General features: G+C 59.3%; 23 protein-coding genes. 7 read left to right on the top strand and 16 right to left on the bottom strand.

Annotated features, from left to right (window positions below; genetic code table 11):
• Both GIW28_RS27965 and GIW28_RS27960 read left to right on the top strand, forming a co-directional pair.
• The coding region (locus tag GIW28_RS27965; protein ID WP_236490453.1) for a hypothetical protein at positions 1-354 on the top strand (354 nt) is incomplete at its 5' end.
• A gap of 206 nt (positions 355-560) precedes the next feature.
• Positions 561-944, top strand: a complete 384-nt coding sequence (locus tag GIW28_RS27960; RefSeq protein ID WP_017134606.1) for a hypothetical protein — start codon at positions 561-563, stop codon at positions 942-944.
• A gap of 55 nt (positions 945-999) precedes the next feature.
• Here GIW28_RS27960 and GIW28_RS27955 read toward each other — a convergent pair whose 3' ends face one another.
• From GIW28_RS27955 to GIW28_RS27920, 8 genes are all read right to left on the bottom strand, one after another.
• Positions 1,000-2,532 carry a sodium:solute symporter family protein gene (locus tag GIW28_RS27955; RefSeq protein WP_236447213.1) on the bottom strand — a complete coding sequence of 511 codons (1,533 nt, stop codon included), beginning with the start codon at positions 2,530-2,532 and terminating at the stop codon, positions 1,000-1,002.
• Positions 2,532-2,783, bottom strand: coding sequence for a hypothetical protein (locus GIW28_RS27950; RefSeq protein WP_017134608.1), 252 nt, complete (start codon positions 2,781-2,783; stop codon positions 2,532-2,534). Before GIW28_RS27950 ends, GIW28_RS27955 begins: the two co-directional genes overlap by 1 nt.
• 133 nt (positions 2,784-2,916) lie before the next feature.
• Positions 2,917-3,852: a choline kinase family protein gene (locus GIW28_RS27945; protein ID WP_236447214.1), complete on the bottom strand. Its 936-nt coding sequence runs from the start codon at positions 3,850-3,852 to the stop codon at positions 2,917-2,919.
• Positions 3,849-4,805, bottom strand: a complete 957-nt coding sequence (locus GIW28_RS27940) for a phosphotransferase family protein (protein WP_017134610.1) — start codon at positions 4,803-4,805, stop codon at positions 3,849-3,851. Before GIW28_RS27940 ends, GIW28_RS27945 begins: the two co-directional genes overlap by 4 nt.
• Before the next feature lie 8 nt (positions 4,806-4,813).
• A complete protein-coding gene (locus GIW28_RS27935; RefSeq protein ID WP_177034378.1) occupies positions 4,814-6,094 on the bottom strand; it encodes a M20 family metallo-hydrolase in 1,281 nt (426 codons plus the stop codon).
• Positions 6,072-6,830, bottom strand: a complete 759-nt coding sequence (locus GIW28_RS27930) for a DeoR/GlpR family DNA-binding transcription regulator (RefSeq protein WP_017134612.1) — start codon at positions 6,828-6,830, stop codon at positions 6,072-6,074. Before GIW28_RS27930 ends, GIW28_RS27935 begins: the two co-directional genes overlap by 23 nt.
• Positions 6,831-7,054: 224 nt before the next feature.
• The gene (locus GIW28_RS27925) at positions 7,055-8,455 is read right to left on the bottom strand and encodes an amidase (RefSeq protein WP_099550147.1); all 1,401 of its coding nucleotides are present in this window, start codon (positions 8,453-8,455) and stop codon (positions 7,055-7,057) included.
• A gap of 131 nt (positions 8,456-8,586) precedes the next feature.
• Positions 8,587-9,024, bottom strand: coding sequence for a DUF3995 domain-containing protein (locus tag GIW28_RS27920; RefSeq protein ID WP_017134614.1), 438 nt, complete (start codon positions 9,022-9,024; stop codon positions 8,587-8,589).
• A gap of 92 nt (positions 9,025-9,116) precedes the next feature.
• Between GIW28_RS27920 and GIW28_RS27915 the strand changes: the two genes are divergently transcribed.
• Complete coding sequence (locus GIW28_RS27915; protein WP_017134615.1) at positions 9,117-9,506, top strand: DUF2946 domain-containing protein; 390 nt, start codon at positions 9,117-9,119, stop codon at positions 9,504-9,506.
• Between the two features lie 94 nt (positions 9,507-9,600).
• Positions 9,601-11,727: a TonB-dependent receptor gene (locus GIW28_RS27910; protein WP_236459050.1), complete on the top strand. Its 2,127-nt coding sequence runs from the start codon at positions 9,601-9,603 to the stop codon at positions 11,725-11,727.
• 118 nt (positions 11,728-11,845) lie between these two features.
• Here the strand turns inward: GIW28_RS27910 and GIW28_RS27905 are convergent, their stop codons facing one another.
• Both GIW28_RS27905 and GIW28_RS27900 read right to left on the bottom strand, forming a co-directional pair.
• Positions 11,846-12,865, bottom strand: coding sequence for an ABC transporter substrate-binding protein (locus GIW28_RS27905; RefSeq protein ID WP_017136434.1), 1,020 nt, complete (start codon positions 12,863-12,865; stop codon positions 11,846-11,848).
• A gap of 132 nt (positions 12,866-12,997) precedes the next feature.
• The gene (locus GIW28_RS27900; RefSeq protein ID WP_050547738.1) at positions 12,998-13,447 is read right to left on the bottom strand and encodes a hypothetical protein; all 450 of its coding nucleotides are present in this window, start codon (positions 13,445-13,447) and stop codon (positions 12,998-13,000) included.
• 407 nt (positions 13,448-13,854) lie between these two features.
• On the opposite strand from GIW28_RS27900, the gene GIW28_RS27895 reads away from it, so the two are divergent.
• The 3 genes from GIW28_RS27895 to GIW28_RS27885 all read left to right on the top strand — a co-directional run bounded on the left by GIW28_RS27895 (position 13,855) and on the right by GIW28_RS27885 (position 14,799).
• Positions 13,855-14,130 (top strand): hypothetical protein, encoded by a 276-nt coding sequence (locus GIW28_RS27895; protein ID WP_017136432.1) that lies wholly within the window; start codon positions 13,855-13,857, stop codon positions 14,128-14,130.
• 124 nt (positions 14,131-14,254) lie between these two features.
• Entirely contained in the window at positions 14,255-14,485 is a 231-nt protein-coding gene (locus GIW28_RS27890; protein WP_026013642.1) for a hypothetical protein, read from the top strand.
• Between the two features lie 77 nt (positions 14,486-14,562).
• Positions 14,563-14,799 carry a DUF2789 domain-containing protein gene (locus tag GIW28_RS27885; RefSeq protein WP_099550121.1) on the top strand — a complete coding sequence of 79 codons (237 nt, stop codon included), beginning with the start codon at positions 14,563-14,565 and terminating at the stop codon, positions 14,797-14,799.
• 6 nt (positions 14,800-14,805) lie between these two features.
• Here GIW28_RS27885 and GIW28_RS27880 read toward each other — a convergent pair whose 3' ends face one another.
• The 6 genes from GIW28_RS27880 to GIW28_RS27855 form a co-directional block, all read right to left on the bottom strand.
• Complete coding sequence (locus GIW28_RS27880) at positions 14,806-15,009, bottom strand: hypothetical protein (RefSeq protein ID WP_017136429.1); 204 nt, start codon at positions 15,007-15,009, stop codon at positions 14,806-14,808.
• Between the two features lie 114 nt (positions 15,010-15,123).
• Complete coding sequence (locus GIW28_RS27875) at positions 15,124-16,356, bottom strand: methyl-accepting chemotaxis protein (protein WP_370589445.1); 1,233 nt, start codon at positions 16,354-16,356, stop codon at positions 15,124-15,126.
• 544 nt (positions 16,357-16,900) lie between these two features.
• Complete coding sequence (locus GIW28_RS27870) at positions 16,901-17,305, bottom strand: TraR/DksA family transcriptional regulator (protein ID WP_003191666.1); 405 nt, start codon at positions 17,303-17,305, stop codon at positions 16,901-16,903.
• 461 nt (positions 17,306-17,766) lie between these two features.
• Entirely contained in the window at positions 17,767-18,789 is a 1,023-nt protein-coding gene (locus GIW28_RS27865; protein WP_026013640.1) for an ABC transporter permease, read from the bottom strand.
• A gap of 31 nt (positions 18,790-18,820) precedes the next feature.
• Entirely contained in the window at positions 18,821-20,374 is a 1,554-nt protein-coding gene (locus GIW28_RS27860) for a sugar ABC transporter ATP-binding protein (protein WP_200433899.1), read from the bottom strand.
• A gap of 63 nt (positions 20,375-20,437) precedes the next feature.
• Positions 20,438-20,938: substrate-binding domain-containing protein (locus GIW28_RS27855; protein ID WP_236490452.1), on the bottom strand; the 501-nt coding region annotated here is incomplete at its 5' end.

Here is a 20,938-nt window from a genome sequence, read left to right as displayed (position 1 = left end):
CTTCAACAAGAGTATAGAAAAGTGAAATTTATCTGCACCCCTTTGACTAAAGAAGCGATGATTCTATTAGACACTGACGATTGCCCAATCTCGTTATTGGCGAATTGCCCCCTGACCCATACAGAATATCAGCAGTTAATGGGATCAGGCGTTATCGACAAAATCAACAATTCGCTTGGAAAGATGATCGACGATTATGAAGACGAGAGCATCAACACCAATGAAGACCTCAAAAAATCACTATATATACTAGAAAATCATTCAATACCCGAAAACCAAGAGCTGGCAAGAAAAATAATCAAACTCAACAAACTGGCAATTGACAACAACACCGGGCTGTATTTCTTTTTTTAAACCATCAAATGTATTGGCACAGGTAGTAACACAACCAAGCTGCAAACAGCGCTAGCAACAGCTTTATTTTTTATGACGAACCCATTTTTATCGTAACTGCAAACGAGTACAGTGCTAAACAGACAGGGTTGATGCCGAATGTAAGAAAATCGAATCATTACCAAAACACTCACACGAAAACCGGCAATCTCCCACTCGGAAAAAACATGAAAATTGTAGTGATCGATACATTTTCCTATCTGAACGTATTGCACGTAAAATTCCATTCACCCTTCGGAGATGGCACTGCACTATGGAGCGATACTGCGCCAAAAATCGGTGAAATTATCGACGTTGAGTTTGATTTTGAGGAGGTTTTCTCATGGAATATAAACGTGAAGCCAACCGCTGAAAAATCTTCAAAAATCAAAATGGAGAACAGCCTCATCCAAATAACCGCCGAGCTGGTCCAAGCTGACGAAGAAGGATGTGTAGCATTAAAGCTCGGTGATTCAATAATCCTAATTGAGTTGGACGGTCCCATACCTCAGAAATCAGGATTTGTTGAACTCAGCGCTACCGCAATTCAACTTTACCCAACACATATTTAGTCCACATAAGTCACACGCTCAAACCGGGGCCACTCACCGCAGCCCCGATCCATTTTCAACTCATAACCGGCGCAGCCCCCACCTGCACCCCACGCCCACTCGCGGCCATCTCAAACAACCCCTCCACTCGCGCTTGCTCCACCGCGCTCGGCTTGATCACCAGCGCGCACACAACAAAAATCGCAGCATTCACCACCAGCCCCACAATCCCGCTGGTCAACGACCCCAGCGCTGGAATGTCATCCGGGTACAGCGTGGTCAGTACAATCGCCACCATAATCCCCGCCAACATGCCGGCAATCGCGCCCTGTTTGTTGCCACGGCGGCTGAAGATTCCGAAGAACAGCGGCACGGCCAGTTGAATGATGCCTTGGTAGGAAATCTGCGCCAGTAATTGCAGGCGCGAATAATCAAAGGTCAGGTAGGCCAGCACCGAGGCGGCGACGATAAACACCACCATGCCGGCCTTGGCCAGTAAGGTGAGCTGGCGGTCGGTGCGTGGGGTGTTCCAGGTGGCCAGGTCGTTGGCAAACTGGGTGCCGCAGACCTGCACGCAGCCGTCGACGTGGCCGATGCTGGCGGCCAGTACGATGACGATGGCCAGCGCCAGCAGCCATGGCCCGCCAATGTCGAACAGCGAGAGGAACCAGCCTTGTTGCGGGTGGGCCAGCACGTTGGGATCCTGGCTGATGGCGGCAGCAAACAGCATGAGGATGCCGTAGAACCCGCCCACCAGCAGCATGGTGTACAGCGTGCCCTTTTTCACCGAGCGCACGCCGCTGGCGGTGTAGATGCGCTGGAAGCTCATCGGCCAGCACATCGAGCCGATCACGCCGGTGAAGATCAGGCTGAACATGTACATCGGGCCATAACCGGTGCCGGCGGCGCCGGGAATTTGCAGCATTTTTTCCGGTAATTGCGAGAGGTTGGAAAACGCTGCCTGATCGCCGAACAGCAGGAACACGCAGACCCCGGCGCACACCACGTAGGCGATCAGGCCCTGGAACATATCGGTCATGATCAACCCGCGCATGCCCATGCTCACGGTCCAGTATTGGCGGATCAGTACCACCGCCACGCCTGCAAACAGGCAGGTGGTGACGCCCCAACGGCCGAAGCTGGCGAACTGGAACAGCATCGCCAGGGCCTGGATGCCCATCACCACCCATGGAAACACCGAGATGATGCCGATAATCGAGGCGACCCGTTTTACCGCCGGGCTGTCGAAGCGCATGCCCAGCAGGTCCGGCTGGGTGCGCAGGTTGAAGCGTTTGCCCCAGGTCCAGGCGCGGCTGGCCATCAGGTACATCGCGGTCACGCCCAGGGTCGCATAGACCATGCCGTAGAAACCCAGGGCGCCGCCGACGCTCAGGGCAAAAAACGCGGTGAAGGTCGAGCCCGGCCACCAGGAGTTGGTGTAGCACATGGCGATATACCACGGCCCGTAAGAGCGCCCGCCAACGGCGTAGTCGGAAAAACTGGTGCTTTCGCGGTTGGTGGCATAGAGCACGGCGATCATCCCGGCCAGGAACAGGCCGATCACACCGAAGGTAATGAACAAGTGGGCATCGCTGCTGGTGCTGATCATCACACGCCCTCCTCGTCAGGAATGTCACCGGCCTTGAGCTCGGCCAGATACAACCCCCACACCCCTAGCGCGGCGAGTACGGCAATGGCGATCCAATAGAAAATCGGCAGCGGGATGCCTACCACCAAGGCGCGACTGCCACTCACGCTCAAATAAAACGGCGGGAACAACGCCAGCATCAACAACAGGAAGAAGTAGGCGCCAAAGATCTGGTTTCTCAGGCGTGCGGGTGACGCGCTTGCGGGTTTCATGATGGAGGGTGCTCCTTGAATTTCTGGATCGGTTTGTTGTGTGATCAATCAAAAAATCAAGCAGTGAAACGTCAGCGCAAACCAGCGCCAAAGGAGCTACAGGGTGACTCGTCGTTATTGTGCTGGCGCAGGCTCAGGCCTGTCTTAGCCAGGTTTCCCATTGCGAATCATTGATCACGCTACGTGCGCGCATGTGCTTCCAGGCACCATATTTGTAGAAGTCGAAATCCAACTGCGACACCGCGTGCTGGACCATCGCCCAGGTCGACCATTTGATGTCGGCCAGGGCCTTGTGCAACTTGATCCGCGCCAGCCGTTGCGGGGTGACCTGGCCGAAATAATCTTCGATCAGCGCCAGTTCCATTTCGTCGGTGAAGAACATCTCGCCAAACCACAGCGCCAGCTCGTAATGACGGTCGTTATTGGAGGCGTACTCAAAGTCCACCAGGCGAATCTGGCGGCGGTCATTGAGCATGAAATTACCCGCCAGCGTGTCGTTCATGCACGGCGCCAAGTCGATGCCCGACGCTTGCAACGCGCCACGCGCCCGGTCACATTGGCGACGCAGCCAGGCATCATCGCTGGGCGTGCAGCCCTGCAGTTCTTCGACCTGGCGCTGATGCTCGGCAATCATGTCGAACACGGTTTTGGTCTGGCACAGCGGCGACTGGTCGTTGAACGCTTTCAGCGCATGCAGGGCGTTATGGCGCACATCGCGGTCGAGAAAGTCCTGATTCGAAGAGGCTCGCCAGCCTTCCATAAACTCGAAAACTTCAACGCCAAACTCTTCGAGGAAGGCAAACACCGGCGCACCATAGCCGGTTTGCGCGGCCTTGACGCTGGCGTCATGGGCGGTGCGCCGGTCGATAAACATCTCGGTGCCGGCGCCGGGCACTTTGAAGAAGTAGGCGGTGTCGAGCCCGCTGACCTCGACCCGCCAGTTGCTGTTGGAGATCCCGCCGCTGACCGGCTCGTAACGAATGCCCGAACCGCTCCAATCGCGCACGCCGCGCACTGCCGCCTCCAATTGGAATTCTTGAGGCGTACAGGCCTCACCCATTGCTTTCATGCCTGCCCCTCCTGTACCTGCCGTAACCAACTTTCAAATCGCGGGTCTTGCAAGCTCTGCCGGCAGCGCAGCAAGGTCCACTGCCCCACCTTGGAGAACTCCAGGGGCCGCGTTGAGGTCGCGCCGACCCACAAGCCCCACAGCGTCCAATACCAATCATTGATCAGCGCATAGAGGCGGCAGCGGGCGTAATCGCACTCGCGACACTCACCGGCCCAGGCCTTGATGCCGTCACGCCACTGGCTTTCAAAGGCATACAACTCGTTTAGGCTGACGGCCACGTCGTACCACGGGTCAAAGCAACCAGCGTAGTCGAAGTCGATCAATTGCAACGCGCCGCCGGGGCCGATCATCACATTGCTCGCCAGCCCGTCGCCGTGCAAGGGCACGCAGGTGCCAGGGCTCAATTGCAGCGCGGTCCAGGCCAGATCGATGCAGGTTTCAATCCACCCATGATCAGCGGGCAGGCCCACGCCGTCACGGCTGCACAGCTCACGCAGGTGCTGGATATCCTGCAACGGCGAACGGTTGAAGCCCGGTGAGGTGCCGACGTGCAACTGCCGCTTCAAGGCCCACAGCGCTTGCAGGCGCTGGGGTTGCAGTAACTCATCGAGCCGTGCCCAACGCCACTCGTGGGCCGGCAAGGCATCCAGCAGCAGCACGCCGGCAGCCACATCCACCAGGCGCACGCCGGGGGTCACGTCACAGTCAGCCGCCAGTTGGGTGGCGCGGCCGGTGCGCTCGATGTCGATCAGCGCACGCATATCGTCGTGCAGCACTTTGGCGTAGCACTGGCCCCAGGGCGCCGTGAGGTGAAAGCCGGTCCACTCGGTGGCCAGGCGTATCGGCGAGGCGATACCGGCAGTGCCGTCCGAGACCTCGACATGGGCAGACAGGCCGGCGGACTCCAGGGCGCCCATCAGGCGCGACAGTGCGTAGGAACAGTTGGACATGTCGTCCCTCACCGGTAAGCGTTGGGGGAAGTACAGGCGCAATGCAGCAGCGCGGTCAGCATCTGCAGGCCGGTGCGCATGTCGCGGTCATGGGTGAGTTCCGCCTCGTTATGGGACACGCCGTTGCTGCTCGGAATGAACAACAGGCATGCCGGGTAATGCCGGCCGAGGCTGATGGCGTCGTGGCCGGAAACCGTGACAGTGTTGCCGACCGCCAGCCCCAGTTGTTGACCGACGCCGTAGGCCAATTCGGCAAAACCATGGTGTAACGCGATGGGCGCACGCAGGGCGCGGCTTTCGACTTCGTATGTGGTGGCGGTCGATGCAGCGACGGCCTTGAGGCTGGCATCCAGCCGATAACCGGCAACCGCCAGCAATGCCGTGTCCGGCGAGCGGTACTCCACATGCAAGGTGACGCGCGAGGGCACCACGTTCGGCGAGTTGGGGTAAATTTCCAGGCGCCCTACCGAGCTGTGAAACTGCAGCCCGTGCACGTCCGCTTCGGCGCGCACGGTGGTTATCGCATGCGCCGCCGCGAGCAAGGCATCTTTGCGGGCGGCCATCGGGGTTGGGCCGGTGTGGTTCTGTTCGCCGTCGAAACGGATACGCTGCTTGAGCGCCGCCCAGGTTTCACGCACTACGCCGATGTCCAGGCCTTGGCTTTCCAGACCGTCGCTTTGTTCAACGTGGATTTCCACATAACCGGCCACATCCAGTTCAACCAGGCCGTCCCCCAGATAGCCGATCGCTTGCAGCGCATCCTTGAGACGAATGCCGTCGCCATCGCGGCATTCCCAGGCTTCGTGCAGGGCCAGGTCGCCGGTAAACACGCTGCTGCCGATCAGGCTGGGTTGAAAGCGCGCGCCTTCTTCGTTGGTCCAGTTCACCACCGCCAGGTTGCACGCCGGGGTTTCGCCGCGCTCGTGCAGTTGGCGCGCCAGGCTGGCGATGGCGACTGCGCCAGCCAACACCCCATAGATACCGTCGAAACGCCCCGCGCTGGGCTGGCTGTCCAAGTGCGAGCCGCACAGCACATAGGGGGCGTCCGGGTTGAAGGTGATCAGCCCGAACAGATTGCCGATGGCGTCTACGCGCACGTCGAAACCGCGCTCACGCAGCCACGCGCTGAACAGGTCGCGCACCGCACCGTCTTCGGCCGATGCGGCCAGGCGGTGCAAACCACCTGCCGGTGTCGCACCGATGGCTGAGCTGTCGCGAAACAGCGTCTCGAAGGCCTCGACGTCCGCCTCACTGGGAGACAGCCACTCAGGGGTAAAGGATGTCGACATGGGCGTGCTCCAGGCAGGTCGCAAACTCCGCGGACGGAGGGCGATTGGTGACCAAAGTGGTGATGGCGCTGAACGGCAGTGTGTTGATGAACGTGCGATGGCCGAACTTGGCGTCGTCCGCGAGGATGACGCTGCGCAGGCAATGTTGGGTCAGGGTGCGGCGCAGCAGCGCCTCGGGCTCCTGGTAGTCCATGAAGCCCAGCTGCAAGTCCACCGCGCCGATGCCCATGAAGGCGATGTCGTAGTGAAACTGCCGGACAAATTCCAGGGTGTGGGCGCCGATCAGCGCATTGTCATTACGGCGCACATCACCGGGCACCACCAGCACCTGATTACTGCTTTGCTGGGTGATCAACTGCGCGATGTCCAGCGAGTTGGTGATGATGCGCAGTTGGCTGAAACCAATCAATTGCTGGGCCAGGGCCAGGGTCGAGGTGCCGGTATCGAGAAACAGCACCATGCCCTCGCTGACCAGTTTGGCAGCACAGACTGCCATGCGGGTCTTGGCCTGGGCCTTGATGCGGGTGCGCACTTGCAGCGGTTGTTCTTCGTTCAGCCTGGGCAAGATCGCGCCGCCATGGATGCGACGCAACTTGCCGGCCTCCTCCAGGTATTTGAAGTCGCGGCGAATGGTTTCTTCGCTGACGAACAGCGCTTGCGCCAGGTCCGACGCCTTGACGCGCTGATGTTGGGTGAGCATGAGCATGATTTCGTCGAGACGCGGCTGATTGAGCATAAAGGGTGCATTCCAAGGCAAATTCGAGCCGTCAGTATCGCGCGCTTTGCGCCCACCACAGTACGCGGCATGCACCAGTCCGGCGGGGGGCAAAGGACGACTGACGGCGATTGATCGGGTCACGTTTACCTCTCACTCATCGGGGTGTGAAAGGGCAGAAACACTACAAAAGGATCTGTCCAGGGCAGGCCTCTAACGAGCCGGCTCCACGGGGCAATCAGGCACTACAACAACAGCGGCGGCAGGTGCTGGTCCCAAGGCGCAATGGCTTCTACTGCGGCGCAGAACTGCAACACCTGGGCGTCGGCAAAGCGCGGGCCGACCACTTGCAAACCAATCGGCAAGCCGCTCGGGCTGAAGCCGCAAGGCAGGCTCGCAGCGGGGTTGCCGGTGATATTGAACGGGTAGGTAAAGGGCGTCCAACGTGCCCAGGGCACCGCGCCGTCCGCGCCCGGCCAGCCTTCGGGCGCGACCTGGTCGGCGGCGAACGGCAGGGTTGGCAGGGTGGGCAGCAGCAACACGTCATAGTCGTTGAACAGCGCGTGCACCTGGTTGGCGAAGTGCGCCCGTTGTTGCACGGCCTTGAGGTAGTCACCGAGGTCGTAATCGCCCGCGCGCTGGATCAGCGCGGCAAAGCCTGGGTCCAGTTGGTCGAGGCGATCCGCCAGGGCTTTGCCGTAGGCAATGCCGCGTCCGCCGACCCACAAGGTTTCGAATGTGGCGAGTGGGTCCTGCCAGTCCAGCGTCAAGGTGGTCACGGTGACCGGCAAGCGTTCCGCCAGGTTGTACACGGCGGCTTCGACGCTAGCGGCAATGACCGGGTCGACCGGGGTGTTGAACAATGTCGGGCAATACGCCACCCGCAGCGGCCCCAGTGGCTGGTCGCAGCGCGCCAGGCAGGATTCGGTCAATGCGGGCAAGGCCTGATGATCCAACGGATCCGGCCCGGAAAGGATGTCAAACAACAAAGCGCTGTCGCGCACCGTGCGCGTGATCGGCCCGGCATGGCTGAGCATTTCGGTGGCCGACCAAGGCCAGGTCGGAATGCGGCCCAGGGAGCCTTTCATGGCGAACGCCCCGCAGAACGCCGCCGGAATGCGCACCGACCCACCGCCATCGGAACCCAGCGTGCCCGGCACCATGCGTGCCGCCACGGCAATCGCCGAGCCGGAGCTGGAGCCGCCGCTGGTGAGGTGTGGGTTCCAGGGGTTGCGACCGTTGCCGAACACACGCGAGGTACTGGCGCCAGTCCAGCCGAATTCGGTGGTGGCGGTTTTGCCGAGGATGATTGCACCGGCGTCCTTAAGACGGCGAATGATTGGCGCATCCTGGCTGGGCACGTGATCAAGGCCGGTCAATGAGCCCCGGGTGGTGCGCAGGCCAGCGGTGGAAAACAGGTCTTTGATCCCAAAGGGCACGCCATGCAGCGGGCCACGCAACTGCCCTGCCCTGGCCTCTTCGGTCAGCACTTGCGCTTGCGCCAATGCCGAGTCGGCGTACACGTCGCCAAACGCATTGAGTGTGGGATTGTGGGTTTCGATTGCGTGCAGGCTTTGCTCGACCAGGTGTACCGCAGACAGCGTGCCCGCGCGAATGGCCTCGGCAGCGTCGATCACAGTGGGCATCAAGAGGTCTGTGTTCATTGAGTATCCTGGGCCGTCTGCACATGAGTCCGGTGGGTACGTCAATAAACGCCCGAGCCTGGGGGCGTGTCAAGTGGGTTTTGTTGGCTATGTGGTTTTTGTGTGCTTTGTTATCAGTTCCACGCCACGATCAATAAACCCGCGCCCAATACCAGGCACAAGGGTGAATAAAAATAGGTGTCCAAACGGGCAAATCGTGACCCGCTCACTTTCTTGAAAAAACCCACCAGTTCCGAATCGCCAATCGCCCTGGCGAACATCACCAAGGCAATCGCACTGATGCCCCATTGCAGCGCGCCGTGGGACACCGGCGAAAAGTACAACCCGGCACGCAGGCACACCAGCAAGGCAATCGCCACCAAGCCCATCGCCACCAGAAACGTGCCCAGTGCCGACGGTTTGAACGCCGGCCGTGGCCCCTGGGCGAACTCGCCGGGCAATTCGGGAATGGCGGCCAGGCTGCCGAGCTTGCCGCCGGCGGCCCAGTACAGATGCACCATGCTGATGCAGGTAAAAATCGCGACGATCCAGCGTGCGACGAAAAAGCTCATGGCAGGCGCTCCCTTAAATGTGCGAATGAGGATAGTCGGCCTGAGATTTTTTGTAGGCATTTCGTCGGCGGCTGATGGTAAAGTGCCGCCCCATGAAAATCGCCCGTGCCGACCGCTCACTCATTGCCTGGATGCTGTATTGCTGCGTCCTGTTCAATGTGTTCGCGTGCAGTATTGGACATGGGCAGATGCTGGGCATGCAGCTCAACGGCATCGGCGGCCAGTTTTGTACGGTCGACCCGCGCACCCAGGCGCCGGCACAGAACAACTCCACCGACGAGAACCTGCCAACGCTGTCCAAGGCGTTCGGTTGCCCATTGTGTTCGACCGGCGGCATGGGGCCAGCACTCAGTTCCAGCCTCAATGTGGCGGTGTTGCCCCAACCGCACGCGCCGCCGCCAGCGGTGGTGCTTGCCGCTGATATTCCTGCCCGCTTCACCTGGCCCACGGCCAACCCGCGTGCGCCTCCCGTTTTCGCCTGATCCCTGCGCTTTCTGATCTGCATCGACCACCGCTCCCTTTAGGACTGCGGAGGACTGTGCGTTGTTTTCAAGCCAAGATTTTCAGGATTCAACCATGAAACATTTACCCTTGTTGGCGGGCCTGTTCGGCTGCCTGCCTGTCTGTGGCTGGGCGCTCGAGCTGGCCCCCACCACCATTGATGGCGAACAAACCAGCGAACCGGGCCTGGCCCTGGACCAATCCAGCGGCACGGCGTCACGCCTGGGTTTAAGCATGCGCGAAACCCCGGCGTCGGTGGCCATTGCCAACCGCAACGACATTGAGCGCCATGGCGCAAAAACCTTCCGCGATGCGGCCAACACCTTGCCCGGCGTCAACGCCAGTGCGCCGCCGGGGTTTGGCGGGTTTGTGTCCTATCGTGGTTTTACCAGCAGCCAGATCACCCAGATGTTCAACGGCATCAACGTCGCCACCGGCCTGGCGCGGCCGGTGGATGCATGGATCTATGACCGGGTTGAGCTGGTCGGCGGCCCCTCCTCCCTGATCAACGGCGCCGGCTCAGTGGGCGGCTCGCTGAACTACGTGACCAAGCTTGCCACACGCGAGGAACAAGCCGCCGAAGGCCAGCTCAGCTATGGCAGCTACGACACTGCCGGCATGGCCTTTGGCCTCAACCATGCCCTGACCGAACCCGGCGCCGAGGTGCAGCACTACGCGCGCCTGGATGTCAGCCGCAACACCAACCACAGTTACATCGACCGCGAACAGCGCGATGCCTGGAGCCTGGCGTTCTCCTTGCTCAGTGACCTCACCCCCAACCTGTCCCACACCCTGGCCCTGGAATACCAGGATGAACATGAGGACAGCCCGTATTGGGGCACGCCGGTGCTCAACCCCAAGGCGGGTGAATTGAAAATCGACAAGCACAACCGCTTCAACAACTACAACGTCGCCGATGGTCGTTACGAGCAACGCACGATCTGGATGCGTTCGATCATCGACTACCGGATCAACGACAGCACCACACTGAAAAACACGCTGTATCACCTGGACAGCCAGCGTGACTACCGCAACCTGGAAACCTACCACTACAACGCCGACAACAGCGCGGTGAACCGCTCGACCGCCTACCAGGTACGCCATCAGGGCGAACAGCACGGCAACCAGTTCGAGCTGCGCCATGACGACAATGTGTTCGGCCTGTCAACCACCTGGTCCGGCGGCTTCGAGTACAAGGTCAACAGCACCACCAATAACCCGTTGAATGTGCCGGGCAACAGCACGGTAGACCCGAACAGCTACAACCCCGGGCACTTCTATGACATTCCGGGCACCCGGCCAGGCTTTATCAAAGACAAGACCAACGAGGTCACCACCAAAGCCTTGTTTGTGGAAAACCGCTTGGGCCTCACTGATAAACTCTCGCTGCTCACAGGACTGCGTTACGACGCCATCGACCTGGATGTGACTAACCATCGCGTGATCACCGCCACCAACCCACGCCACTTCAAGCGCAGTTGGGAGCCGGTCACCGGCCGCGTAGGCCTGACGTATCAGTTCATCCCATCGGCCAATGTGTATGTGCAATACAGCACCGCAGCGGAGCAACCTTCCACCACCACTCAAGTGTTCGACGTGTCGACCGGCAAACAGTGGGAAGTCGGCAGCAAGTTCGACTACCTCGACGGTCGCGGTTCGGCCACCGTCGCCGCCTACAGGATCGAGCGCAAGGACTTTGCCGTCACCGACCCGCTGGACCCGAACAACAGCATTCCGGTGGGTGCGCAGACCTCCAAGGGCATCGAGTTGGCCAGTTCGTTACGCATCACGCCACGGCTGCTGGCCGAAGGCAACTTTGCCTGGGTGGACGCCGAGTACGATGACTTCAACGAGAAAATCGCCAGCGGCGCAGTGGTATCGCGCAAGGGCAATACGCCCACCAACGTGCCCAAGCGCGTGGGCAACGTATGGCTGACGTATGACGTTGCCGAGGACTGGCAAGGCGGTGTGGATGCGCGGTATGTGGCCCAGGTGTATGCCGATAATGCCAATACCCAGACGGTGCCGGCCTACACGCTATTCGGCACGTTCCTGCGTTACAAAGTGGATTCACATACCTCGGTGACCGGGCGGGTACGTAACCTGACCAATGAGGTGTATGCCGAGTTTGCGCATGCGTCGCCGGCTTACTATTTGGGCGCGCCACGGACGTTTGAGTTGGCCGTACAAACCCGATTCTAAACCTGGAATAGAGAACCAAATGTGAGAGCCGGGCTTGCCCGCGATGGCGGTGTGTCAGTCCTGTATAAGTTGACTGTCACGCCGCCATCGCGGGCAAGCCCGGCTCCCACATTGAAGGTTACTTCAGGCTCGCCTCAACCTTCTGCGCCACCTGCGGCGTCAACCACGCCTTCCACACTTCAGGGTGTTCCTTGAGGAACACTTGCGCCACGTCACGCGGCGCCGTGTGATTTTCGCTCATCGCCGCCAAGGCTTTATTCAATGGCTCAATCGGAAACTGCACCTTGGTAAAGAACTCGGCAATCTGCGGCTGCGCTTGCTGGAACGGTGTCGACACACCGATGCTCAGCTTGGACGCCAACGAGCGCGTCGGCCGTGGGTTGGGGTTGTCTGCATCGGTCAAGGTCTTCCAGGCATCGGCGTCAAATGGCGGTTCTTCCAGCTGGATCAGCTTGTAACGGCCCATCAAGGGCGTTGGCGACCAGTAGTAGAACAGCACCGGCTTGCCACGACGGATCGACGACGCGATCTCCGCATCCAGCGCCGCACCCGAGCCGCTGCGAAAGTTCACATAGCTGTCGTTCAGGCCATACGCCTTGAGCTTCTGCGCGTTGACCACTTCCGAGGTCCAGCCGATCGGGCTGTTAAGAAAACGCCCTTTGCCGGGCGACTCCGGGTCTTTGAACACGTCCTTGTAACGCGCCAGGTCCTGCACGGTCTTGAGGTCCGGCGCCAGCGGTTTGAGGCCTTTGGCCGGGTCGCCCTTGACCACGTATTCCGGCACCCACCAACCTTCGGTGGCGCCTTTGACCGTATCGCCCAGGCCGATGACTTTGCCTTCGGCTTCGGCCTTGATCCACACCGGGCTGCGGCCGGCCCATTCTTCGCCGATCACCTGGATATCGTTTTTCGCCAGGGCGGTTTCCAGCGTAATGGTGGTACCGGGCAACGTATCAGTGGGCAGGTCATAGCCCTTTTCGACAATAAAGCGCAGCACTTCGGTGATCAGGCTACCGCTTTCCCAGTTCAGGTCGGCAAAGTGCACCGGCGTTTGCGCAGCCGATACCGGCAACGACAGACTCATGGTCGTCAACGCCGCAGCCGCAGCCGCAACCACCAGGGTTCTCAATCCTTTCATGCCTTTGCACCTCGCATTTTCACAGCCATAGCGGGCGGCTTTGCTGCGGATGCGCGAAGCCTCTGAATAGTTAAGTCAACTCAACTGTAGTAGAGGTTCCGGAGGCGCAAGAATACACGTGGCGTTTAGCAGTTACTCACTGGCCTTGAACGTCACCAGTTCACCCTTGCGCCACTTGGCGGCCTTGCCGGTCACGGCCTTGAGGGTTTTGGTCAAGCCTTCCTGCAATTGTTCATTGGCGGCAAACACCAGCATCACGCTGTGGCCTTCCTTGAACACGATGCCCTGGCCTTCGGTCGACGAAACAAAGGCGTAATCGCCCAAGCCATACACCGTCAACTTGATGTCGCGAAACTTCAGTTCGAACTTGCCGCCTTCACGGCTCGGCAACACGGCGGCACGAAAATGGTCGCCGACCTTGAGTTCCAGGCGCGGTTTGTCATCCACGACCAGCGCCGATTCAGTATCGATCTCGGCGATGTAAATGCCTTCCGGCGTCTGTTCAGTGATGTAAACGAAACGGGATTGAAACTGCTTGACCAACTTTGCGCGCAAATCACCCAGCACGAATAACGCGTGCATATCCAGATTACTGACTGCCAAGGAAACGCCCCCACATCAAAAAAGGCGCTGACCGCCAGAGCGGACAGCACAAAAAAACGGCCGTTACGGCTCGATCACACATTCGTAAAAAAACTGAAGAAACCTGCTGCCACGCCATAAGACTAGTACACAGATGCACGATGGACCTTATGCAAGGTCATCAGGCGACACAGCAAATCACAGGTTCAGCAGCCCGAGAACTCGGACCGACCCACTTCAGAGAATAACCCGGTTAAAAACGCGATTTCCGACAGCCTACACATTACATAACACCCGGAATGGAACCAGGCATCGGCTGCCGACGACAATACTAAAACAGCAACCCGGTTCAAAACCACTCGAAACGCTGCTGGTAAGTCCACAAGGTCGATCGACAGGAGCTGAGCATGCAACCACGTCAACACGCCGTTATGTCATCGCGCACTCGTTCATCATGTCCAGACGAGCGCCAATACTACTGCTTACATAACCCCAACGGGTACTCCAATTACGTTCTTTACCAAGTGGTACCGGCCGGACGCAATTTCTTTCATATCCTTGAAGTGACCAGCGGCAGGATCAAAGGCTTTCGCAGCACGCATTCCAAGGCTTGCGAATTGGCCCAACAACTTGAAGCCAACCTGCAAGCGGTTCACGCTGCGATCGTTTCGTCACCCGCCTGACTTTACTGCGCCGTCGCCCTTCAACAACTGCCATACTGGCCCGTCCATTGAAGTTTGCCCCTTGCGTGTCGGCGTTCATCAGTGCAGTGACCTTGATGCAGTTAACTTGAAGGGAAGGCTATACGTGACGGAATTTGATATTGGCGAATTTTTCATCCATGGCGATGCGCGAGAAGTAGATGGCGAGTTTCAAGCGGTGATCATTATGCGGGCCAAACCACCGCTGACCACGGTCACCACGCATCAGGTAGAAAAAGATCGTTGGTTCAAAACCGTCGACGCTGCGGCCATTGCCGGCAAAGATGCCGCCAGGGCGCTGAAATCCGCGGTGGATTCAGGTGCACTCAATTCCTGACCTGTGCAAATCCTGAACTCTGTCGCGTCCCCGGCCTCACATGCACAACATCCCTCACCTTGCATGGAGAACCCACCATGGACGCGCCAATCCCTACGCTTGAAACCCTGTTTGATCAACTCGGTCTGGATTCAACACCTGAAGCCATCGATGCTTTTATCGTCGCGCATCCGCTACCTGAAGACGTGAAGCTGATCGACGCACCCTTCTGGTCTGCGCAACAAGCGGCGTTTCTTAAAGAAGAACTGCGCGAAGACGCCGAATGGGCAATACCGGTGGATGAGCTGAACCAGCGCCTGCACCCGTCTAAATAACACGCCTCAATGCAGGCTGTCTGATTGTTCCAGGTGCATCAGTGCCTGCCAGGCGGCTCTGCACTCCTCGGCTTCACTGCGGCTGGCGAATGCCGTACCGCGTTGCTCGCCATTGAGCAACACCACCCAACAGGCTTTCTGGCCCAGCGCACGCAGGGTTTCGGGAACACCACTGCCGATCATCACGGCGACATCGACCTTGTTCTGCATGGAGCTTCTCCGCCACATTAGTTAGCTACCTAACAATATTGACCATGCTACGGTTTTATTCCACGTGGAAAAAGCTATCTCCGGAATAGCTCCATTGCATAAACAGTAACAATCCTAACGCCCAGCCTTGGCCCCTTCCGGTTTATAGCCCAGGCGCAAGCCACCCCAATGCCGCCCCTTAACCATGATCGGCACCGACAAATCGTGCATCAGTTCGCCAGTATCGCGGGTATAGGTCTGCAACAGCACTGCTTGTTGATGGCTGCCACAACGAATGCCGGTACGGTCGTCGAACTTGCGTTTGGTACGGTTCTGCACGGCGTCAACCTGTGCATCGCCGGTCAGGGCGTGGGAGAACGCCTTGTTGTGTGTGGGCACATAGCCCTGCGGTGTGCAGGCAATCGCGAACACCAGCCCCTCATGGCGCGGCAGCAATGCCTCCTGGATCGTCGGCAGCACTTGGTCGGTGTAGCCATCAAAGCGCGTGTGGTATTTGCTCGGCCGGGTGTTGGGGATCGGCGTGTAGCTGCGGTCGAACAAGTCTTCCAGGCTGATGCGGTTTTGCACGATGTCAGCCTCGAACTGCTCACCAATACGGCTCGCCCCTTCGCGAGCCAGGTCGTAGATGCGCTGGTGATAGTCATCCAGCCCGACTTCAGCCAGGCGCTCACTGATGGTTTCAGCCTGTCCTTCCATCTGCACAGCGACCTCGGCCAGTTGCCGCGTCTGCTGGTCGCTCACCGTTAAATCGCTGCGCATCTGCTCTACCGCGTGGAACAGGCTGTCGAGTTGCGCGCGGTTGGTGTCGGTGCCTTGGGCGATCTCGTTGACCTGCCCTTCTACGTCGGCTGCCAGGCTGGCGATATTTTCCAGTTGCTCACCCGCCTGCTCCACCTGCTCGACACCGATGTGCAAGTCGGCAGACAGTTGGCGAATCTGTTCCACCACCTGGGCGGTGCGTTGTTGAATATCGGCGACCATCACGCCGACCTCATCCGTCGCCGTGGCCGTACGCCCGGCCAGGCCACGCACTTCATCGGCCACTACGGCAAAGCCGCGCCCGTGCTCGCCGGCGCGCGCCGCTTCAATGGCGGCGTTCAGCGCGAGCAGGTTGGTCTGGCTGGCAATGGACTGGATCACCAGGGTCACGCGCTGAATCTCTTCACTGCGCTGGCTCAGCGCCTCGATCAACTCTCGGCTGGCATTGGCGCGCAGGCGCAGTTGGTGCATGCGAGTGATCGATTGAGCCAACACTTCGCGCCCTTCAGTACTGCGCTGGTGCGCCTGGCTGGCCGCGCCCAAGGCCTGCCGGCTGAGTTGAGAGGTGACTTGCTCGGTGCCGATCATCACTTCGGCGCTGCTGACAATTTGCTTGGCGGCGCCTAATTGCGATTGCACGCGCGCGGCCAGTTGCTTGACCGAATAGGCCACGCCGGCAGCGGAAAGTGCGTTATGACTGGTGGTGTAGGAAAGATCGCGAGTCAGCTCACCCAGCGTATCAATCGCCTGGGCAGGCGCTACACGCGGCACTCGGGCTTTGAGCGCAGGCAGCCAGATCACCAGCAAGGCCAGTGGCAGGCACAGGTACAGCGGCAAGCCGGCAAACGACAGGCCCAGCAGGACCAGCACCAGCGCGGTGCTCTGCATAAGCGGCGTCAGCCAGCCGGGCAGCACGCGCACCACCGTTTGCGGTGGCGCTGCTGCGCCCATCAGAGATCCGTCTCCAGCCATCGTCGTTACCCCACTGTTTGTCGTTATTGTTGCTGCATTAAACGCCACTATTGGGCCATTATCCATGGGCCTTTCGTGGGGTGCTTGCAGCAGATCAATAGACAGGGACGTAACCGGTGTTTCTTCGGGCATCACAGCTGCGATGCCCGACTTCAGCGCATCAGGCCTGGCGCTGGTGCTTGTCGATCTGCTCGTGACGCTCTTGCGCTTCGATACAGTATTTGGTGGTCGGGCTGATCAGCAGGCGCTTGAGGCCGATAGGCTCGCCGCTGTCATCGCACCAGCCAAAAGAATCTTCCTTGATGCGTTCCAGGGCACGCTCAAGCTGCGGCAGCATGCGCTGGTCGCGGTCGATGGCGTTCACCAGCCAGGTGCGCTCTTCTTCCACAGAGGCAGCGTCAGCCGGGTCCGCCGGGGTGTCCAGGCTTTCGATGGCGATGCGGTTCTGCTCAATGCGCTCGTGGTGTTCCACTTTCATGTCTTGCAGCAACTTCTCGAAAAAAGCGTGCTGTTCGGCATTCATGTAGTCATCCGCCGGCATGGCCAGCAACTTTTCCTTTGTCATTGATTTCTCTATAAAAAATACGTGCATTAAGGCGAATAAGGGAGCGTTCCGGCAGACCTTCGCAGGCCTCGGAAGGGCGCCGTCCATTTCAAGCGCCACCCGGCACTCAATTTACGAGGGGCGGCAGTCTAAGGCCGACTGGAAGGCTCAGCAACTGAAAAGACAGGCATTTTTTCCCAATTAACCCCCAAAGGCACCAGGACGGGCTTGGCGAACGGTCATCGGAGTGCGTTTATAGCAAGAAATTCAGTGCTGTGGAGCTATATAGAAGACAAACGGTTAGAACGGTCTGATAAAGACTAGCTGTGGGAGCTGGCTTGCTGTGGCGAGGGAGCTTGCTCCCGTTCGACAGCGCAGCTGGAGCAGGCTTTTTAGGGGCGCTTCGCACCCCAGCGCAAGCAAGCTTGCTCGCCACAACAAGCCAGCTCCCACATTGGATAGGTGTTGCCCGTTAATCGGTATCAGCGCTTGAGCTTGCGCTTGTTGCGATACTGGTCGATCACCACCGCAATCACAATGATCAGCCCCTTGATGATGTCCTGGATATACGCATCCACACCCACAAAGGTAAACCCGCTGGCCATCACGCCGAGAATCAGCGCACCGATCACGGTGCCGGTGATGCGCCCTACTCCGCCCGCCAGGCTGGTGCCGCCGATCACCGCCGCCGCAATCGCATCCAGCTCATAAGACATGCCCATACCGGCCTGGCCGGTGGCGGCACGCGCCGAGGCCACCACACCGGCCAGGCCCGCCAGCAGACCGGCGATGCTGTAGACGATGATCAGGTGACGCTTGACGTTGATGCCCGAGGTGCGCGCCGCCTGCATGTTGCCGCCGATGGCGTAGGTGTACTTGCCGTACTTGGTGTAGCGCAGGGCGATATGGAAGATCACCGCCACCACCAGGAAGATAATCACCGGCATCGCACCATGGCCGATGGCTGTGTACGAATCCGAGAGCATGCTCACCGGCTGGCCTTCGGTGTAGTAGCGTGCCAGGCCACGGGCCGAGACCATCATGCCCAGGGTCGCAATAAACGGCGGAATGCCGGTCACCGCGATGATACTGCCGTTAATTGCCCCCGCCAGCAGCCCCACACCTAGGCCCATCGCCACCGGAATCCACACCGGCAAGTCGGTCAGGCTGGGAAACACTGCCCGGGAAAAGTCCGAGGTTTGCGCCAAACTGGCGGCAATCATCGCCGATAACGCCAACACCGAGCCTGAAGACAGATCGATACCGGTGGTGATGATCACCTGCGTCACGCCAATCGCCAGCAGGCCGATGATCGACACTTGCAGAATCATCAGCACCAGGCGCTGGGAGTTCATCAGGAAGCTCTGGTCGCGCACGATCCAGCCGAATAGCTCAAACACCAGGCCGATGCCGATCAACACCAGGAAGATACTCAGCTCGGTGGGTAAACGCCGACGGTGCTTGACCGGTGCCGTGGCAGGCTTGTTGTCTGTTATTGCGTTCATAGCCAATTACCTTCTTATTCTGTGCGGTTCGTCAGTGGACTACGGTCATACCGGAAGCCAGCTGCATGACTTTTTCCTGGGTCGCATCGGCGCGATCCAGGGTGCCCATCAGTTCGCCTTCATGCATCACCATCACCCGGTCGCTCATGCCCAGCACTTCCGGCAGTTCGGAGGAAATCATGATCACCGCCATGCCTTCGCTGGCGAGGAAGGAAATCAAGCGATAGATCTCGGCCTTGGCGCCAACGTCGATGCCACGGGTCGGCTCATCGAGGATCAACAAGCGCGGGTTGGTCATCAACCAGCGCGCCAACAGGGCTTTTTGCTGGTTGCCGCCGGACAGAGTGTCGATGCACTGCTCCAGTGACGGAGTTTTCACCCGCAGCTTCTTGCACATGTCTTCGCACAGCACGCGCAGGGCTTTTTGCTGGATAAAGCCGTTACCCGAGTAATGCGGCAGCACCGCCATCTCCATGTTCTCCAGCACCGACAGGCACGGGAACAGGCCACTGAGCTTGCGGTCCTCGGTCAACAGCGCAAAGCCCTTCTCGATGGCCATGTGCGGGTCGGTGATGCGCACCGGCTTGCCGTCAAGGGTGATCTGGCCGCTGGAACTTGGAGTGATGCCGAAAATGGTCTCTGCCACGTTGGTGCGCCCCGAGCCCATCAGCCCGGCGATGCCGAGAATTTCACCGGCATGCAGGTCGAACGACACGTCCTTGAACACGCCGTCCAGGCTCAAGTCGCGCACCGACAGCAGCAAGTCGCCGATGGGTGTCTCGCGCACCGGGAACAACTGGCTCAGCTCGCGGCCGACCATCATCGAGATCAGGCTGTCGCTGTTCATGCTGTCGGCGCGCTGCAGGCCGATGTACTGGCCGTCACGAAACACCGCCACTTCATCGGCGATGGCAAACACTTCGTTCATTTTGTGCGTGATGTAGACGATGCCTTTACCCTGTGACTTGAGGTCGGCAATGATCGAAAACAGGTGGGCCACTTCCTTTTCGGTAATGGCTGAAGTCGGTTCATCCATGATCAGGATGTCGGAGTCGTAGGACACCGCCTTGGCAATCTCGACCATCTGCCGCTCGGCGATGCTCAGGTTGCCGACGTGTTCTTCCGGGTCCAGGTTGATGCGCAAACGGGCCAGTAACTCGGCGGTGCAGCGGTGCATTTCGCGGTGGTTGACCATGTGCAGGCTATTGAGCTGCTCGCGGCCGATCCAAATGTTCTCGGCGATGCTCATGTGTGGCATCAGGTTGAGTTCCTGGTGGATCATCGCGATCCCGGCCTTCTGCGCCGCCAGCGGTGTTTCAAACACAATCGGCTTGCCGCGCAGACGAATTTCCCCGGCGTCGGGCTGGTAGATGCCGGCGATGATTTTCATCAACGTCGACTTGCCCGCACCGTTCTCGCCCATCAGCGCCAGTACCGAGCCTGGGCGCACGCGCAGTTGCACATCGGCCAGGGCCACAACGCCGGGAAAGCCTTTGCTGATGTTGACGATTTCCAGCAGGTAGGGTTCTTCCAGCAGCGCGGGCTGGAGACCGGGAGGCTGCGAGACAGTGGCTTGAGCAAGCATATCGGGTACTCCATCAGCAGAGCGACCGTGGCCGCCCTGCTTGCTTATTGTTGTTATGAAGGGCTACTTGAAGTCTTTGACGTTATCCGGCGTGATCAGCTTGAACGGGATGATTACGTTCTGCTCGATGGGCTCGTTTTTAGCCATCTTGCGCGCAGTCTCCACCGACTTGTCGGCCTGGCCCTTGGCATCCTGGAAGGCCGACACGGTCATGTCGCCCTTGGTGATCGCATTAAGGCCGTCCGGCGTGCCGTCGACACCGGCGATCAACACGCCTTTTTTGCCTGCCGACTTCAGCGCCATGGATGCACCAATGGCCATCTCGTCATTGTTGGCCAGTACCGCGTCAAAATCGCGGCCCTGGGTCAGCCAGTCGTTAACCAGGGTCATGCCCTTGTCACGCAACCAGATACCGGTCTGTTCCTGTTCGATCTTGATGCCGGGGTACTTGGTCAGGACTTCCTTCACGCCCTTGGTACGGTTAGTGGTGGAGTTGTTCGCCAGGTCGCCCAACAGAATCACAATGTTGCCCTTGCCGCCGAGTTTGTCGGCGATGTATTGCAT

This window comes from Pseudomonas sp. PA-5-4B (assembly GCF_021606215.1).
GTDB lineage: Bacteria > Pseudomonadota > Gammaproteobacteria > Pseudomonadales > Pseudomonadaceae > Aquipseudomonas > Aquipseudomonas edaphica.
Note: the sequence above shows the minus strand (reverse complement) of the source record. Positions and strands in the feature narration are given on the sequence as shown.

Coding starts and splice junctions, on each gene's coding strand:
- GIW28_RS27960 (WP_017134606.1), top strand. CDS start 561: ATGAAAATTGTAGTGATCGATACATTTTCCTATCTGAACGTATTGCAC.
- GIW28_RS27955 (WP_236447213.1), bottom strand. CDS start 2,532: ATGATCAGCACCAGCAGCGATGCCCACTTGTTCATTACCTTCGGTGTG.
- GIW28_RS27950 (WP_017134608.1), bottom strand. CDS start 2,783: ATGAAACCCGCAAGCGCGTCACCCGCACGCCTGAGAAACCAGATCTTT.
- GIW28_RS27945 (WP_236447214.1), bottom strand. CDS start 3,852: ATGAAAGCAATGGGTGAGGCCTGTACGCCTCAAGAATTCCAATTGGAG.
- GIW28_RS27940 (WP_017134610.1), bottom strand. CDS start 4,805: ATGTCCAACTGTTCCTACGCACTGTCGCGCCTGATGGGCGCCCTGGAG.
- GIW28_RS27935 (WP_177034378.1), bottom strand. CDS start 6,094: ATGTCGACATCCTTTACCCCTGAGTGGCTGTCTCCCAGTGAGGCGGAC.
- GIW28_RS27930 (WP_017134612.1), bottom strand. CDS start 6,830: ATGCTCAATCAGCCGCGTCTCGACGAAATCATGCTCATGCTCACCCAA.
- GIW28_RS27925 (WP_099550147.1), bottom strand. CDS start 8,455: ATGCCCACTGTGATCGACGCTGCCGAGGCCATTCGCGCGGGCACGCTG.
- GIW28_RS27920 (WP_017134614.1), bottom strand. CDS start 9,024: ATGAGCTTTTTCGTCGCACGCTGGATCGTCGCGATTTTTACCTGCATC.
- GIW28_RS27915 (WP_017134615.1), top strand. CDS start 9,117: ATGAAAATCGCCCGTGCCGACCGCTCACTCATTGCCTGGATGCTGTAT.
- GIW28_RS27910 (WP_236459050.1), top strand. CDS start 9,601: ATGAAACATTTACCCTTGTTGGCGGGCCTGTTCGGCTGCCTGCCTGTC.
- GIW28_RS27905 (WP_017136434.1), bottom strand. CDS start 12,865: ATGAAAGGATTGAGAACCCTGGTGGTTGCGGCTGCGGCTGCGGCGTTG.
- GIW28_RS27900 (WP_050547738.1), bottom strand. CDS start 13,447: ATGCACGCGTTATTCGTGCTGGGTGATTTGCGCGCAAAGTTGGTCAAG.
- GIW28_RS27895 (WP_017136432.1), top strand. CDS start 13,855: ATGCAACCACGTCAACACGCCGTTATGTCATCGCGCACTCGTTCATCA.
- GIW28_RS27885 (WP_099550121.1), top strand. CDS start 14,563: ATGGACGCGCCAATCCCTACGCTTGAAACCCTGTTTGATCAACTCGGT.
- GIW28_RS27880 (WP_017136429.1), bottom strand. CDS start 15,009: ATGCAGAACAAGGTCGATGTCGCCGTGATGATCGGCAGTGGTGTTCCC.
- GIW28_RS27875 (WP_370589445.1), bottom strand. CDS start 16,356: ATGATCGGCACCGAGCAAGTCACCTCTCAACTCAGCCGGCAGGCCTTG.
- GIW28_RS27870 (WP_003191666.1), bottom strand. CDS start 17,305: ATGACAAAGGAAAAGTTGCTGGCCATGCCGGCGGATGACTACATGAAT.
- GIW28_RS27865 (WP_026013640.1), bottom strand. CDS start 18,789: ATGAACGCAATAACAGACAACAAGCCTGCCACGGCACCGGTCAAGCAC.
- GIW28_RS27860 (WP_200433899.1), bottom strand. CDS start 20,374: ATGCTTGCTCAAGCCACTGTCTCGCAGCCTCCCGGTCTCCAGCCCGCG.